Below are 16426 nucleotides of genomic sequence, written 5' to 3'. Positions count from 1 at the left end.
CACTGGCACTGGCACTGGCACTGGCACTGGCACTGGCACTGGCACTGGCACTGGCACTGGCACTGGCCAGCACCCCCATTATGATCAGGGCAAGGGAAAGTTTACTCCGCAGCCCGTGCATGAACCGTGGAAACATTGTTTACAGTTCAGCCATTGTCTCAGCAGATTATGATAGGTGGCCGTCAGCCCCAGAACCGCCGCATGATCATCTGGCAGGGCCTTGCGGGTTTCCATGATCGAGAGATCGAACTGATGGAGCAGGGTTCTCTGTCCATCATCCTTGACGAGTGACTGCGACCAGAAAAAGGAAGCCCAGCGGCTGCCCCGTGTAATCGGACTTACGGCATGCAGGCTGGTAGAAGGGTAGACCACCATATCCCCCGCCGCCAGCTTGACCTGCTGGGTGCCATAGGTGTCCTGAATGACCAGTTCACCCCCGTCATATTCATCCGGCTCGCTCAGAAAAAGGGTGGAGGAGACATCCGTGCGGATTCGCATACCCGTGCCCGGCAGGGGGCGAATGGCGTTATCCACATGCATGCCAAACTGCATGCCAGTATCATAGCGGTTGAACAGGGGCGGATACACACGCAAAGGCAGGGCTGCGCTATTAAACATGGGATTGCGGCCCAAAGCGCGCAAAATCAGTTCCCCCAGTTCGCGGCTAGCCTGACTGTCCTGCGGAATCTGAAGGTTGGTTTTGGCCTTGGCAGACTGCTCGCCCGCCGTAACCTTGCCGTCTACCCAGTCCTGCTGTTCCAGCACGCTGCGGCAATGTGCCACTTCATCCTGTGTCAGTACACTGGAAATACATACCAACATGCTGGGCCGTCCCTTTCCTGAGATTTCGGCCCTTATAATTGATAGTGATTATTAAAATCAAGAATAGGCGACTAACAGCAAAGCCCCCAATCACGTGGGGGCCCTGCAATCATGCCATTCAGGCAGCTTCGGCTCCTTGCGGCTCCAGTGCCAACACCACCGGTTCAACTCCCATATGTTTGAGTGCGGCTTTCAGGTCAGGCACCGCCATGGAAACCGTGCATGTATTCACCATGGGGTGGCATGTCACAAAATCCGCATTCCACAATGCCTCATCAATGGCAAACGTAACCTGATGCTCCGTATCAGCCAGCATACTCAAAGGCCCGAGCGCACCGGGCTGCGTTTGCAGGCATTCCCACATCAATTCAGGTTTGCCGAATGAAAGCTTTTTGCTGTTCAGGGCTTCTGGCAGCTTTTTCATGTCCAGCGACCGCCCTGCCAGACAGGTCACAACAAACAGTTTGCCTTTGGCATCCTTGAGAAACAGATTCTTTGTATGCAGTCCCGGCAGTTGCTGCCAGTACGGCATGGCCTCTTCCACCGTATGCACTTGCGGGTGAAAAACCGTCTGATAGGACAGGCCATGTCGTTGCAGAAAATCTGCCACAGCAGGCGGAATCTGGTGCTCCATATCTTGTTGCATCCTTTGTCTTTGCGCGCAGCCCTGTGTCAATCAGCGCTGATGGGTCTGCCAGTTTTCCGGCACGTAATATGGCGCGTTGGACGCCGGGAGCGGAGGCTTGCCCATAATATGGTCAGAAGCTTTTTCCGCAATCATGACTGTGGGTGCATTCAGGTTACCATTGGTGATCCGGGGCATGATGGAAGAATCGACAACCCGCAGACCTTCCACGCCAATCACGCGCGTTTCAGAATCCACTACAGCCATGGGGTCATCCACCCGACCCATTTTACAGGTGCAGGAGGGGTGCAGCGCACTTTCCACCTTGTCACGAATAAACGCATCGATCTGTTCATCCGTCTGGCAGTCGGCACCGGGCTGGATTTCACGCCCGCGGAAAGGATCGAAAGCCTCCTGCGCAAAAATCTCGCGCGTCAAACGCACGCAGTTACGCATATCCACCCAGTCATCCGGGTGGCTCATGTAATTGAAGGCAATCAGCGGTTTGTCTTCCGGGTTGGAAGAACGCAGACGAACCCAGCCACGACTTTTGGACCGCATAGGCCCGACATGAGCCTGAAAACCATGCTTGAGGCCAGTCCCTTGCCATCATACGTCACGGCCAGCGGTAGGAAGTGGAACTGGATATCGGGGTATTCGATTCCCGCCCGGCTGCGGATAAAGCCACAGCTTTCAAAATGGTTACTGGCTCCCAGCCCGTCCTTGCGCGCAAGCCAGCGCAGGCCGATTCCCAGCTTGGCCAGTGGCCCCATGGCGGAATACAGGGTGATGGGCTGCGTGCAGGCGACCTGAAAATAGAATTCCAGATGATCCTGCAAATTCTCGCCAACACCCGGCCTGTCCGCCAGCACGGAAATACCATGCTCACGCAGTTCCTGTGCAGGCCCGATACCGGAGAGTTTGAGCAACTGCGGCGAGTTGATGGAACCACCGCTCAGAATCACCTCACGCCGCGCCCGCACCGTGAACTCCTGATTACCCTGCCGGTAAACCACGCCAACGGCCCGCCGCCCCTCGAACACAAGCCGCATGACGCGGGCATGGGTTTCAAGGCTGAGGTTTTTGCGCGACAAGGCCGGGCGCAGATAAGCATTGGCCGTGCTCCAGCGCACCCCATCCTTGACCGTCATACTCATCCGGTCAAAGCCTTCCTGACGGTAGCCGTTATAATCTCCTGTCCGCACATAACCGGCCTGCTCACCCGCCTTCATCCAGGCTTCATGCAGGGGGTTATCAAGCGTGCCATACTGGGTCTGCAACATGCCGTGCCGACCACGGTATTCGGCATCGCCCTCATCACACCCTTCGGCGCGGCGGAAATACGGTAGAACATTCGCGTAGTTCCACCCGGTTGCTCCCATTTGCTCCCATTCGGCAAAGTCCAGCGCATGACCACGCACATACACCATGCCGTTGATAGAGGACGACCCACCCAGCCCCTTGCCACGCGGCGTGTGCATGCGCCGTCCGTTCAGGTTCGGCTCGGGTTCACTCTCGTAAAACCAGTTGAAGCGCTTGTCGTGCATGGGCATGGCCAGCGCGGAAGGCATCTGTACGATAATGGATTTATCGCTTCCGCCGAATTCAAGCAGCAGCACCGTATCCTGCCCGCTTTCGCTCAGCCGGTTAGCCAGGACGCACCCGGCCGAACCAGCCCCGATAACGATGTAATCGAACTCAGACATGCGTTTTCTTCCGCTTAATAAGGGGCATCCACACCGCCAAGATTCACGTAAACGCTCTTGACCTGTGTGTAATGTTCAACAGCCAAGCGGCTGTTTTCACGCCCAAGGCCCGACTGCTTGTATCCGCCAAACGGCAGCTCGATCGGGGTGATGTTATAAGTGTTGATCCAGCATGTGCCGGCTTCAAGCTGATGAATAACCCTGTGAGCACGCGCCAGATCGGATGAGAACACACCCGCCGCCAGACCAAAAACAGTTGCATTGGCGCGAGCAATGACCTCGTCTTCCTCAACAAAGTCAGAAACAGCCATAACAGGGCCAAAAATTTCTTCACGCATGATGCGCATTTCATCCACGCAATCGGCAAAAACCGTGGGGGCAACAAAAGCCCCATGCGCCAGATCACCTTCCTGCACACGGTATCCGCCAGTCAGAAGCCGCGCTCCTTCCTGTTTGCCGATTTCAATATACTCAAGCACTTTTTCCATATGCCCCTGCGAAATCAGGGAACCCATCTGGGTCTGCGGATCAAGCGGCGCGCCAACGCGGATTTTTTCAACGCGCGCCTTCAGTGCTGCCAGAAAACGGTCACGGATGGAAACATGGACAAAAACACGCGTACCGTTTGAACAGATCTCACCCGCTGAATAAAAATTGGCCAGCAGGGCGGCAGATACGGCGTTATCGATATCCGCGTCCTCAAAAACAATCAGTGGCGATTTACCGCCCAGCTCAAGCGTAACGTATTTGAGCGTTTCAGCCGCCCCTGCCATCACGCGCCGCCCGGTTCCGACTTCTCCCGTCAGGGACACCTTGCGGATGGCGGGTTCGCTCACCAGCATACGGCCCACATCGGCCGCCCCCTGCACGACGTTGAACACACCATCGGGCACGCCAGCCTGTTTGTAAATCCGGGCTAGATGCACGGCTGTCAGTGGTGTCATTTCCGAGGGTTTGAACAGCATGGCATTACCGCAGGCCAGCGCAGGCGCGGATTTCCAGCATGCGATCTGGATCGGGTAGTTCCACGCGCCGATACCTGCGGTAAGGCCCAGCGGCTCACGGCGGGTATAGCCGAAAGCCTGCGGCCCGAGGTCCACGGCTTCACCATTCAGATTGGCTGCCACCGCACCGAAATACTCAACCGCATCTGCACCGGACAGGATATCCACGGCTTCGGTCTCGGCAATGGGTTTGCCGGTGTCCAACGTTTCCAGCCGGGCGAGCTCGCTATTGTTTTCACGTAGCAGGTCAGCCGCGCGCCGCAGAATACGACCGCGTTCGGCCCCAGTCATAGCAGCCCAGACCTTCTGCCCGGCCCGCGCCGTTTCCACTGCGGCGGCCATGGTTTCCGCCGTGGCACTTTCGGCCTGTGTCAGTACCTCTCCGGTGGCGGGATTTATAACCGGAAAACGCTCTCCGGTTGACGGCAGGGGCTGCCCGCCCACCCAGCTACGGCAAATTTCCATAAATTCCTCTTTAATTCGTCACCGGACAGGACGCCGCATACGGGCGGCTCGTCATTTCACACAAGAAACCATATTCTCTTATTGAATGACATGGACATTCGTTTGAAGAAAATGCCACCTGCTGAAAATATTACATCCACTTGAGTTATTTACAAAAAATTCCTTCTTTTTCTCCGTATTTCCCTTGCACTTCATTTCATTTTTTATTCAGAATGATCCAGCCTGTGAATCAGACGCATACCAGCTGGAGAACACCGCCGATGAAAAAGCTACTCCTTGCCGCCTCGGTTCTTATTTCTTCATCCCTTGCCGCCCTGCCCGCCTCCGCCGCCGACCCGGCCTCCTGTCAGACCGTTCGCCTCGGCGATGTCGGCTGGACAGACGCCACCGCTGTCACGGCACTAACAGCCAATGTGCTGCATGGCATGGGCTACAAGACCCAGACCCCCATGGTCGCCCTTTCGGTTGTCTACCTGTCACTTCAGATCAAGAAGCTCGATGCTTTCATGAGCGACTGGGAGCCGTCCGGCGCATCGGTTATCGGACCCTATCTGGAAAAAGGTGCTGTCGAGCGTATCGCCACCAACCTGTCTGGTGCACACTACACGCTGGGCGTGCCGGACTACGTGGCGGCACAGGGCGTGCATGATTTCAAGGATATCGCGGGCTGGGCTGAAAAGCTGCACGGCACCATTTACGGAATCGAACCCGGCAATGATGGCAACCGGATCATTCTGGGCATGATCCAGCACAATGAATTCGGTCTGGGTAAATTCCACCTGAACGAAAGCAGCGAACAGGGCATGCTCTCGCAGGTGGCGCGGGCCGTTGCCGCCAAGGAACCAATCGTGTTTCTGGCATGGGAACCCCACCCCATGAACATGCATTTCAACATCACCTACCTGACCGGTGGCGAGAAAGCCTTTGGTGCCTCGGCTGAAGTCGATACCATCGTGCGCAAGGGCTACGTAGCTGAATGCCCCAATGTCGGCCGCCTGCTCAAGCAGCTTGCCTTTACCGTATCGGCTGAAAACGAAATGATGAAAGCCATTTCGGAAGACCATGTTCCCGCCCCCGAAGCAACCAAGCAGTGGCTGAAAGCACATCCTGACGTGCTGGATAAATGGCTGGATGGTGTCACCACCTTTGACGGCGCGCCTGCCCTGCCGGCGGTTCGTGCATCCCTGGGTCTTTGAGGTTTAGATCACAATCCTATGCTAAACGCTGCGAATGACTGGATCACATCCCATAAAATCCCGCTGGGTCTGTGGATGTCGGATCTTGTCGATCTAGTCCGAGTCCACTGCACAGGTCTGCTGGATGTCATCAGCGGCAGTATCACATGGGGCGTGGACTCGTTCACGACCCTGTTGCAGGCCGCCCCTCCCATCATGCTGATCGTTCTGGCCGTTGCCGGTACCGCCGCACTCAAGCGGCGGTTTCTGGCGCCGACACTGGTGGGGGTCGGCTTACTGTTCATTCTCAATCAGGGCTACTGGGATGATACGATGGCCACGCTATCGCTCATCCTGTTTTCCACCCTTATTTCCATGCTCATTGGTGTGCCGCTGGGTATTGCCGCGGCACACCGCCCCTGGTTGAACAAGGCCATGCACCCGCTGCTGGATCTGATGCAGACACTGCCTACCTTTGTCTATCTGATCCCGACCCTGATCCTGTTCGGGCTGGGCACGGTGCCGGGGCTTATTTCCACCATCATTTTCGCTATTCCTGCCCCCATCCGCATGACGGAAATGGGCATTGCCTCAGTGTCCAAAACTTTTCTTGAAGCAGGGGAAGCCTTTGGCGCAACGCCCCGCCAGCTTCTTTGGAAAATCGAACTGCCTGCCGCCCTACCCATGATCCGTGCAGGGCTGACACAGTGCATCATGCTCAGCCTGTCCATGGTTGTTATTGCTGCCCTTGTGGGTGCCGGGGGGCTTGGGGTGCCTGTCGTACGGGCTCTTAACACCGTGCAGGTGGATGTCGGGTTCGAAGCGGGCTTCGCCATCGTTATTCTGGCCATTATCCTCGATCGTGTCTGCCGTTCTGGAGACTCCGGACAATGAATTCTGCTCTGTCCTTCCGCCATGTCGATATCATGTTCCCCTCCCGCAAAGGGGGAGGACTGGTGGACAAAGCCATTGTACTGGCCCGTGAGGGGAAAAGCCGGGCCGAAATTCTTGAAGCCACCGGCGTTGTTCTGGGCGTGTCCGACGCCAATCTTGAGGTTGAACGCGGCAAGATCAGCGTGCTCATGGGGCTGTCCGGTTCTGGAAAATCCACCCTGCTGCGCGCAGCAAACCGGCTGAACAAGACGGTCAATGGCGAGGTGCTGATCGGCAATGGCGTGGCGCATGTCGATATCGCATCGTGCAATGATGATACGCTGCGGGACCTGCGCAAAACACGCATTGCCATGGTGTTCCAGCAGTTTGCCATCCTGCCTTGGCGCAGTGTGCGCGAGAATGTCGGCTTAGGTCTGGAACTGCGCGACATAGCGCCCGCCATCCGCCGTGAAATGGTCGATGAAAAACTGGAGCTTGTCGGGCTGGACAAATGGGCCGATGCCAACGTCAAGGATCTCTCCGGCGGGATGCAGCAGCGCGTGGGGCTGGCCCGCGCCTTTGCCACCGATGCCGATATCCTGCTGATGGATGAGCCGTTTTCTGCCCTTGATCCGCTGATCCGGCGCAAGCTGCAGGATGAGCTGATGATGCTTCAGAAAAAGCTCAAGAAAACCATCCTCTTTGTCAGCCATGACATTGATGAAGCCATGAAAATTGGCAACCAGATCACGATCATGAAGGAAGGCCGTATCGTTCAGACCGGCACACCGCAGGAAATCGTGGCAACCCCAGCCAATGATTATGTGCGCGACTTCATCAGCCACATGAACCCGCTCCCCATTCTGAGCGCTGACTCTTTCATGAAGCCGCTGGCACCTGATCTGTCGAACCTTAACCTCGCGGGGAGCGGCCCTTACAGGCTGGAAGCTGCAACCGGCAAGCTCGTATCCGATACGCGAAATTTCTCCACGCTTTTTCTGGCAGAAGGGCAGCCTGCACCGCAGACACTGGCCGAAGACTGCATTTTATGTGTACATCAAACAACGTCTTTGAGTGAAATGGCAGCCCTGAGCCAGCAAAGCCCGTGGCCCCTGCTCGTGCATAACGGTAGCAGCATTATTGGCCTGTGCGATGAGCGCAGCATTATCAGCGCGGTTGTGCAGGTCAGCCAGGATGCGGCCTGAAACCACACAGTGCCCGATATAGTACTGGAGCAAACAAACCAGAGTGCATCGTCAATCACTTCCGAAGAGAGCCGCAACGGCTTACCTTGCTGCACGGGAAGTGGATTGCGGCTTGCCATAGTCTGCGGCGAGGCCTCTGGACCGCTTTAGCCCACGGTTCTTCAATCCCTTCAGGTGCGGCCCTTAGTCTGTTTACCTTGCGCTGCACACTCATACTGAGTGCGGTATAGGCTCAGCCTTTGTCACGCAACTTTCACACTGCTTAATCCATGCAATTGCTACATGCCTGCCAATCAACCACACTGGCGGGCAGAGGGTTCGATTGTTCAACAATTCAGACCAGTGCAGCATCTGGCTGGCCACTCATATTCTCCCGCACGAAAACCATATCCGCGCAAGGCTCCGGCGCTATGCGGATATCGATACAGATGACATTATCCACGAAGCCTATGTGACCATAGCGGAGGCCGACTGGGCAGGCATTGCCAACCCGCTCGCATATTTTACGTCCATCTGCCGCAATCTGGTTATGCAGCATTACCGGCGCGCACGTGTAGTGCCGGTGACAAGCCTTGCCCTTATGCAGGCCGATACCATGCCAGATGCCATGCCTTCGGCCGAGCAGGTTGTTCATGCGCGGCAAGAAATGCGCTTTCTGGAAAAAGCCATAGCAAAGCTACCAGCCCGTTGCCGGGATATTTTTATTCTACGTAGGGCACGGGGTCTGAGCCAGAAGGAATGCGCTGCGCAATTAAACATTTCTGAAAACATTGTAGAAAAACAGCTTGCTCGCGCACTTGTTTTTTTGTCGAAAGAATATTCAGAATCAGAAAGGGAGATGACCGTTGATGAGGAGAGACGCCCGCGTCTCGCCCACTCTCGCAAGCGCCACCCCTGAAGAGGCGGCAGCAGGATGGACGGCCAGATTAGACAAAGGCCCCCTTTCCGCAAGCGAACAGCAGGCACTGCAAAACTGGCTGGATCAGGATAGACGACACAAGGGAGCCTTCCTGCGTGCAAAGGCCATCTGGCAGGCAAGTGGCAGGCTGTCAGCACTGCATGGCCCCGCAGCACCCCCTATTGCTCACACCACGCCTTTACCGCCCCTGCCGCGCCGTCGCTTTTTTGCTGCCGCAGCGACAACCGCCCTGCTCCTTGCTGCTCCCAAGCCGCAGGGCAAGGCCAATAGTCTTTACGTAACAGCTAATGGCGTTTCCGCCCCTCTGCACACGGCTTTTGGCACCATTACGCTGGATTGTTACTCCCAGCTCAAAATGGGATTGGAGAGCAGCCGTCTTGTTGCCGGGCGCTGCTGCGTGCTGGGCCGCACAGGTATGATTGTCAAAGCAGGCAACCTTATTTTTGCCCCTCAGGGCCGCCTGCTTTTATCCTGCTCCCCAACGCAGGTTACGGCCACGAGCATATCGGGCAGCGTGCGCTTGCGCAGGCACCATTCGAATGAGTGGTGGACCCTAAACGCTGGCTCACAGATTAGCCTGACCGGGAATCTCCCCCCCGAAGTGCGCAGTTTGTTACCCGAGGAAATGGCAACACAGAACGCATGGAGCCTTGGCCTCCTAGAAGCGCGGGACGAAAGCATTTCCAGCATTGTCGGCACATTCAACCGCTACAACCAAAGGCAACTCCACGTCTCCGCAGATTTTGCCAACCGTAAGCTGACAGGTGTTTTCAACCTAAACCAGCCGGAAGTTTTTGCCATGGCAGCACAAACCATTCTAGGAGCAAGGCTGACGCAAACCCCACAAACACTTTTGCTGTATTAAACGGAAAACCGTCTTATTTGTGTAACAAAAAAAACCAGCGGAAAGTGCAGCAGCTTTGACTCTTAACGGTATGTTCCGTCACAAGCAGGGCAACTACCGTGCATTTTTTTTCTGTTCGTATTTCTTGTCTTACGCTGTGCCTGTGCAGTGTATCCGTGCTGTCTGCTTCGCATGCTTTGGCGGCTCCGGTTCATTTTGCCATTCCACCCGGGCCTCTTAATCAGGCAGTTGTAACCTTTAGCCGCCAGTCGGGGCAGCAGGTTGCACTGGATAGCGCTCTGGCTGCCAAAGCCACAGCCTCCCCGGTTTATGGCACCATGGAGCCAGAAGACGCGCTGACCCACCTGCTACAGGGCACGGGGCTGGATGTCGATGCGCACCAAAAAAATATGCTGATCGTGCGCAAATCCACGTCAGCACCCGCCAAAACTAGAACCCATAACGACAGCACAAAAAAAGAGAAGAGTGCAGAAGAACATATTACTGTTCTAGGGCGAGCCATGCGCCTGTCACCCGCAGTAGTGCCGCTGGATATTACGGAACCCACATCGCGCATCCAAAGCAATTTTATCAATAACAACATCATTCCGCTCGCCAGCGTGGATGATATTATCAAATTCCAGCCCAGCATATGGACTCAAAACCCCAATGGGCCCGGCATGGGCAAAGCCGAAACCATGAGTCTGCGTGGTTTTCAGGACGGACAGTACAACATGACGTATGACGGCATTCCATTTGGCGATGCCTCTGACCTGCACCACACAACATCATCTTTATTTATCTCGCACTTTCTGGGTGAAGCGCAGATTGACCGTGGCCCCGGAACGGCCTCTACTATTGGCAATGCAACCTTTGGCGGCACGGTAGGCTTTCGCTCCAAAACACCACCGAGCAAAGCTGGTGCCCAGCTTTATGGCACATATGGCAGCTTTAACACCCGGGCAGGTGGGCTGGAGTTGGATAGCGGCAAAACCCGCTTTGGTAAAATCGTTCTGGACATGCAGCATGAAGAAACAGACGGCTACCTGACCAATTCCTATGAAAAACGCAGCAACATTTTGTTCAAGGATGAAATCAAGCTGGCGGATGATACCATCCTGACCATCCAGACGACCTATAACAAGGAGTGGCAGTACACCACTCAAGGGGCAACGCTGGAAGATTATGCCAAATACGGCAACAACTACGGCCTGTGCAAAGACCCGACCAGACAGTGCTATTATGGTTACAACCCCAGCACCTATACATCAGACTTTAGCTACATTGCCCTCAAAACCCGCCTGAACAACTGGCTTAGTCTACACAACTCACTCTACACAACCGGGTTTGAGCATGAATATACGGAATCAACCGATTCCAGCCAACGTTCGCTCGATGCCAATGGCGTAACGTTTTACAACGCCGCAGGCAAAAAAGTGGCAACGTATAAATCGGATATTCCTGGAAAATACGCTGATGCCCATTTCCGCAATTATGGTGACACACTCAACCTAACTGCAAAAACACACTATGTGGACGTGCAGCTAGGCGTTTGGGCCGACGTGCAAAAAGACAGACGTATCAGCTATGCTGTAGATCTTTCCAAAGGATCTATCCCTGTTCCCGGCAAAACGGGCAGCCCGTACAGCTACAATATTTCGGATACAAACACCACGCTCCAGCCTTATCTGGAACTGGACATACACCCGCTGCCGGGTATGACCATCAAACCCGGCATCAAATACTCATACTTCCACCGTGATTATGATGCGGCACTGAACAAATCCACCAAACAACCTCTGAACGCCACACAGACCTTTACATCATGGCAGCCATCCATTGCCATAAACCAGCGTATCATGAGCCAGTGGAGCGCTTATGCACAGATTGCCCGCGGTTTTCTGGCACCCCCCATTTCCGTTTTTCAGGTCGGGAATGTTGGCAATGTAAAGCCCGAAACAACCATGAACTACCAGATCGGTTCCGTTTACCGAGATAAAAAATGGATGCTTGCAGCAGACGCCTATTATATCAATTTTTCAAACTATATTGCGGCCGCACAGATTTCCGTTCCCGGTTATGGCACCACGTCCACCTATGTTAACAGTGGTGGTGCAATATACAAAGGACTGGAACTGGAAGCACAATATGTTATCGGTTATGGGCTCTCCCTTTATGGCAATTACAGCGTCAATAGTGCCAAATACAAACATACCGATGTAGACGTTGCCTCAACCCCTAACATGCTGGCCTCCTTTGGGCTGCTTTACGAGAACGAACGGGGAGCTTATTTTTCTATTATTGGAAAATATGTCGGAAAACACTGGGGGCTGGACAGCACCACCAATGCGGCAGGCAATACGCAGTTTGCAAACCAGTATAAAATAAACAGCAACGTCACTGCCGATCTTGCTCTGGGCTGGCGCATTCGTAATGCTGGCAGCATCTTCCGCGAAATCACACCCAGCCTTAAAATTGGCAATCTGTTCAATAATCAGGCTATTAGCAACTTTGCTGGCAACCAGAGCTATGGCGATGCCCCTCTTTACTGGCGCAATCCCGGGCGTAGCGTGTTCTTTAACCTTGCGGTGACCATGCCATGAGACATCTAACCCTGCTATGCGCGCTGCTTGCAAGCACACCGGCTCTTGCAGCCCCTCCTGCCTCTGCCACACAACAAGATCCCGTGCTGGAGCGGGTCGTGCTGGTTGCCCGCCACGGCGTACGCAGCCCAACCAAGCCACCGCAAACCCTGCAAACCCAGACAGGCCATGTCTGGGCACAATGGCCTGTTGCGCCGGGGGAGCTAACAGACCACGGTAAACAGGCACTGGAGCAGATGGTTGGCATGGTACGCCAGCACTACGTTAAGGCGGGCCTGCTCCCGGCCACAGGCTGCCCGACACCGGGGAGCGTGACCATCTGGCTGATTCCAAGGATCACCGCACGCGTGAAAGTGGAGCCATCTGGGCCGAACATCTGGCTCCCTCCTGCAAGCAGCAGTCCCTCTCGCTTGAGGCGTCACAGGAAGACCCCATTTTTGCAGGTCCGGCCACACCGCTGAATGTGCAGGAGCAAAATGCCATTACGCGTGAGTTCAACCAGAGGGCCAGCGCCATCCCCCCTACTGTTAGTAGCAGCATGAACACGTTGCAGGCCGTGTTGGCACCAACCGCCTGCACCACGGACAAGCCGCATTGCCTCAGCACCAACACAGCCATACTGGCATGGAAAAACGACAAACCCCATCTTGAAGGAGGTATTGCCACAGGAGGAACAGCGGCGGAAAATCTGCTTTTGGAATATGCACAAGGAATGCCCGTGCATGCTGAACCTTTTGGCCAGAAAAACCCGGCAACCCTGATTGAGCAGGTTTTCCCCCTCCATACAGAGGAAAGCTGGCTGATCCGTCGCCTGCCCACTCTGGCCGCCCACAAAGGGGCGACTATGATATCGGTCGTGCAGGATGTGCTAGCAGGCAAACCCAGCACCGCGTTGCCCGCAGCCACAGAGCAGACAAGACTGCTGGTTCTCTCGGGGCATGACACCAATCTGGATATGCTGGCCACATTCTACGGGCTGGACTGGTCCTTTACCGATCAGCCCGACCCAACTGCGCCTGACACAACTCTGGCCTTTGAACTCTGGCGCTCACCCAACGGGTCATACGTAACCGTGAGGCTGTTCCATCAGAGCTTAGAGGCACTGCGCACACTGGCGGCACCAAACCCTGCGGTGAATATGCAGGTCATTGCCAGCGGCCCGTCTCTGCAAACGTTACACCCCACAACCATGCACTAAAGTGCCGGGGTAGATGCCTCGGCCTTTAGTCTGTTGTTTTAGCAAGCCTGTCAGTCTGGAAAAACCACCGTCCTGTCATCATTCAGGAAAACACGGCCATCCAGATGGTAACGAACAGCACGAGCCAGAACCCGGCGCTCGATATCGCGGCCCTTGCGCACCAGATCTTCTATCGTATCGGTATGCGTAATGGGCTCGATATCCTGTTCTATAATCGGGCCTTCATCCAGATCAGTCGTCACGTAATGAGCGGTTGCACCAATCAGCTTCACGCCGCGCTGGCTGGCCTGATGGTATGGCTCCTGCCCTCTGAACCCCGGCAGGAAAGAGCGATGGATATTGATACAGCGCCCTTCCACATCCCTGACAAACCGATCAGAAAAAACCTGCATATAGCGAGCCAGAACCAGAAGCTCCGCCCCACTCTCCTCCATGATCCCGCGCAGGGCCTCTTCCTGCTCGTCCCGCCCTTCCTCCGTTACCGGCAGATGATGGAACGGAATATCACCCAGATGCACCCGGCCGCAGGCCACAGGCAACGGATGATTGGAAACAACCCCCACAGGCTGCATCATCGACATCTCGCCATTACGCCAGCGGTAAAGCAGATCATTCAGGCAATGGTCAAAGCGGGATGTCATGATCAGCGTGCGCACAGGCTGCTGGCGCTCACGCAACTGGTGATACGCCCCTAGCCTGCCTGCGACACTTTCAAGTCTTCTGGACAACAGGGGCATCTGCGCCGGACGCACCGTGCAGGCCATGCGCATAAAATAGCGATCCTGCATACGGTCGTTAAACTGATTTATATCCTTGATATCGCCTTCACATTCCACAACCGCTTGTGAAAATGCGGCAATGATACCCGGTCTGCTCTGGCATTTTACCGTAATGACCGCAGAATGCGCCATATCAGCTGACATGTTCCATCTCTTCAAAAAGTCTCACACCCGCATAATTGTCGTTAAAGACAGCGGGCTCTTCATAACTACCGCCAGACGCCATCAGGCGCAGCTCCGTTGGTGTCAGACCAAAACGGGCCTTGAACTGGCGTGAAAAATGTGCGCAATCGGAAAAACCTGTTTCTATGGCTATTTCCGTAATCGACATATCTCCCTGCCGGAGCAGGGCCCGCGCATAACGCAGGCGGATCAGTCGGTAAAAATCGGTCGGCTTCATCCCGATTTCTGTCTGGAACAACCTTACGAGATGCCTTGGCGACAGGCCTAGCTGTTCGGCAATAACCCCGATAGCTACAGGCTCGTTCATGTTCTGCTCCATAGCCATGGCCGCGCGCTTGACATGCGGGTTGGCTGTCAGCCTGATTTCACCCATCAGCGGCGGAGTTGGCTGGAGCAGGTTCTGCTGTCGCACGGCCTGGCGTTCCAGCAACAGAACATGGCTAGCCTTCTGTGCTGTGGATTTACCGAAATGCTTTTCCAGAAGATAGCTGGCCATATCGGCTGTGCCCGCTCCACCCGAGCAGGAAATACGGCTGCGATCCGCGACAAACAGGCGATCACTACTGACATTATGGTCAGGAAAAGCTTCCATGAAATCCTGACGATGATACCAACTTACGCAACACAGGCGGTTTTTCATGACACCGGCACGACAGAGCACAAACACCCCGGTACAGACCCCAACAAGCGCAACGCCCTGTGAGGCCGCCTGCCGGAGATAGGCAAGGGTCTGCTCACCCACCTGCTCGCGGCCCTGCAACAGGCCGCCGACCACAATAATATAATCGAACTCGGATGGAGGTAGCAGGCCCGCATCCCGCTAACTGGAATGCCACAACTAGAGCGCACGGGCTCGGTCTGCTCCGCAATAACCTGCCACTGGCAGCGGATCGGGCGGCTGTTGTCGTTGCGATCCGCTGCGAGCCGCAGGTGATCGACCAAAAGGGCAAACGCCGAAAGTGTGAACTGTCTTGCCAGAATGATGCCAACCCGCAGGTTGGGCGTTTTATCTGATCCGGGAGTCGTGCCGCGCATAACCTGTCCCCCATCCCTGCTCTGCCAGTCTGGCAGAGCATCGACATACCCTGCCGGGTATGTCTGATATATTCAAGGATGGAACTTTTGTACCGGCATCGTTTTCGTCAATGCGACATTTTTTTACATTTACGCACAATAAAGCCGTCAGCCCGCAACCTGCTTAAGCCAGTCTTCGAGGTTGTAATAATTGCTGATCCTGCTCACCTTGCCGTCACGCACTTCAAAAAAAGCACCGGCTGGCAGAATGTAGGTCTGGCCCTTGGCTTCAGGCAGGCCTTCATCCGTTTTCAGATATTTGCCATGCACGATAAATTCAGCGGCAGCCCGGTTACCGCTCTCATCCGCCATGATGACGATATCCTTGAGCTGTTCAGCATAGGCACTGTCCATCCGCTCCAGAAAGCGCCTGAACGCATCACGGCCAATCTCGCGCCCACCCTGATTGATGTCGTGAATGACATCATCGGCCAAGAGCGCCAGAAACCCTTCCCGGTCTCCCGCATTGAATGCGGCATAGTACCGCCCGATCAGATCAAGTGTATCCTGCTGCGCCATGTCTGTTGTTCTCCCTGCCATGAATTGCCGCCCTGCATGCAACCCCGGCACCATTGTCACTACCCGCTAAACTGCATTGCGGCCCACCCCATCTTTGCAGCGGAGCGGGCCTTGCACGGTATTTTTTATTTCTAACGCTGTTATCTTTTATAGATAGGGAAGCGTGCGCACAGAGCCTTGACGCGGGTATGGACGGCCTGTTCCACAGCCGCATCGCCCTCGCCACCGGAGGCGGCCAGCGCGCTCAGCACTTCGTCGATCATCTCGCCAATCTCGCGGAATTCCGCCTCACGGAAACCACGCGCCGTCGCCGCCGGGCTGCCAAGACGCACACCGGAGGTGATTGCAGGCTTTTCGGGGTCAAACGGAATGGCGTTCTTGTTGGCCGTAATGCCCGCACGTTCCAGCGCATGTTCCGCTGCCTTGCCCGTG

Annotated in this window: 16 protein-coding genes and 1 pseudogene; 8 read left to right on the top strand and 9 right to left on the bottom strand. The window is 55.4% G+C overall.

The window, feature by feature from the left end:
* Nucleotides 1-84: 84 nt before the first annotated feature.
* The 5 genes from JCM25143_RS11415 to betB all read right to left on the bottom strand — a co-directional run bounded on the left by JCM25143_RS11415 (nt 85) and on the right by betB (nt 4622).
* On the bottom strand, nt 85-822 hold the full coding sequence (locus tag JCM25143_RS11415; protein WP_025861254.1) for a Fe2+-dependent dioxygenase: 738 nt from the start codon (nt 820-822) through the stop codon (nt 85-87).
* A gap of 118 nt (nt 823-940) precedes the next feature.
* Entirely contained in the window at nt 941-1456 is a 516-nt protein-coding gene (locus tag JCM25143_RS11410; protein WP_025861253.1) for a prolyl-tRNA synthetase associated domain-containing protein, read from the bottom strand.
* Nucleotides 1457-1498: 42 nt separating this feature from the next.
* Complete coding sequence (locus JCM25143_RS25520) at nt 1499-2008, bottom strand: GMC oxidoreductase (RefSeq protein WP_456303602.1); 510 nt, start codon at nt 2006-2008, stop codon at nt 1499-1501.
* Nucleotides 1945-3153 (bottom strand): GMC family oxidoreductase N-terminal domain-containing protein, encoded by a 1209-nt coding sequence (locus tag JCM25143_RS19060; RefSeq protein ID WP_456303601.1) that lies wholly within the window; start codon nt 3151-3153, stop codon nt 1945-1947. The genes JCM25143_RS25520 and JCM25143_RS19060 overlap by 64 nt, the downstream gene beginning before the upstream one ends.
* Nucleotides 3154-3167: 14 nt before the next feature.
* Nucleotides 3168-4622, bottom strand: a complete 1455-nt coding sequence (gene betB / locus JCM25143_RS11400) for a betaine-aldehyde dehydrogenase (RefSeq protein WP_025861252.1) — start codon at nt 4620-4622, stop codon at nt 3168-3170.
* Between the two features lie 260 nt (nt 4623-4882).
* Here betB and choX point away from each other — a divergent pair, with 260 nt between their 5' ends.
* The 8 genes from choX (at nt 4883) to JCM25143_RS20940 (ending at nt 13439) form a co-directional block, all read left to right on the top strand.
* Entirely contained in the window at nt 4883-5818 is a 936-nt protein-coding gene (gene choX / locus JCM25143_RS11395; protein ID WP_025861251.1) for a choline ABC transporter substrate-binding protein, read from the top strand.
* Nucleotides 5819-5836: 18 nt separating this feature from the next.
* A complete protein-coding gene (gene choW, locus JCM25143_RS11390) occupies nt 5837-6691 on the top strand; it encodes a choline ABC transporter permease subunit (protein WP_025861250.1) in 855 nt (284 codons plus the stop codon).
* Nucleotides 6688-7875 carry a quaternary amine ABC transporter ATP-binding protein gene (locus JCM25143_RS11385; protein ID WP_025861248.1) on the top strand — a complete coding sequence of 396 codons (1188 nt, stop codon included), beginning with the start codon at nt 6688-6690 and terminating at the stop codon, nt 7873-7875. Before choW ends, JCM25143_RS11385 begins: the two co-directional genes overlap by 4 nt.
* A gap of 322 nt (nt 7876-8197) precedes the next feature.
* Nucleotides 8198-8773 (top strand): RNA polymerase sigma factor, encoded by a 576-nt coding sequence (locus tag JCM25143_RS11380; protein WP_025861247.1) that lies wholly within the window; start codon nt 8198-8200, stop codon nt 8771-8773.
* Nucleotides 8724-9659: a FecR family protein gene (locus JCM25143_RS11375; RefSeq protein ID WP_025861245.1), complete on the top strand. Its 936-nt coding sequence runs from the start codon at nt 8724-8726 to the stop codon at nt 9657-9659. Before JCM25143_RS11380 ends, JCM25143_RS11375 begins: the two co-directional genes overlap by 50 nt.
* Nucleotides 9660-9814: 155 nt before the next feature.
* Nucleotides 9815-12241, top strand: coding sequence for a TonB-dependent receptor domain-containing protein (locus JCM25143_RS11370; RefSeq protein ID WP_234395197.1), 2427 nt, complete (start codon nt 9815-9817; stop codon nt 12239-12241).
* Complete coding sequence (locus tag JCM25143_RS22105; RefSeq protein ID WP_148300120.1) at nt 12238-12702, top strand: histidine-type phosphatase; 465 nt, start codon at nt 12238-12240, stop codon at nt 12700-12702. Before JCM25143_RS11370 ends, JCM25143_RS22105 begins: the two co-directional genes overlap by 4 nt.
* A 2-nt stretch (nt 12703-12704) precedes the next feature.
* Nucleotides 12705-13439 carry a histidine phosphatase family protein gene (locus JCM25143_RS20940; RefSeq protein WP_051543263.1) on the top strand — a complete coding sequence of 245 codons (735 nt, stop codon included), beginning with the start codon at nt 12705-12707 and terminating at the stop codon, nt 13437-13439.
* A 50-nt stretch (nt 13440-13489) separates the two neighbouring features.
* Here the strand turns inward: JCM25143_RS20940 and purU are convergent, their stop codons facing one another.
* The 4 genes and pseudogenes from purU to glyA form a co-directional block, all read right to left on the bottom strand.
* The gene (gene purU, locus JCM25143_RS11360; protein WP_025861243.1) at nt 13490-14350 is read right to left on the bottom strand and encodes a formyltetrahydrofolate deformylase; all 861 of its coding nucleotides are present in this window, start codon (nt 14348-14350) and stop codon (nt 13490-13492) included.
* Nucleotide 14351: 1 nt separating this feature from the next.
* A complete protein-coding gene (locus tag JCM25143_RS19050) occupies nt 14352-15161 on the bottom strand; it encodes a GlxA family transcriptional regulator (RefSeq protein ID WP_199897865.1) in 810 nt (269 codons plus the stop codon).
* A gap of 422 nt (nt 15162-15583) precedes the next feature.
* On the bottom strand, nt 15584-15994 hold the full coding sequence (locus tag JCM25143_RS11350) for a ketosteroid isomerase-related protein (protein WP_025861242.1): 411 nt from the start codon (nt 15992-15994) through the stop codon (nt 15584-15586).
* A 140-nt stretch (nt 15995-16134) separates the two neighbouring features.
* Nucleotides 16135-16426 (bottom strand): annotated as a pseudogene (glyA, locus tag JCM25143_RS19045) (serine hydroxymethyltransferase); the annotation flags it as partial.

The sequence above is a fragment of the Acetobacter papayae JCM 25143 genome, from assembly GCF_000613285.1.
Classification (GTDB): domain Bacteria; phylum Pseudomonadota; class Alphaproteobacteria; order Acetobacterales; family Acetobacteraceae; genus Acetobacter; species Acetobacter papayae.
Note: the sequence above shows the minus strand (reverse complement) of the source record. Positions and strands in the feature narration are given on the sequence as shown.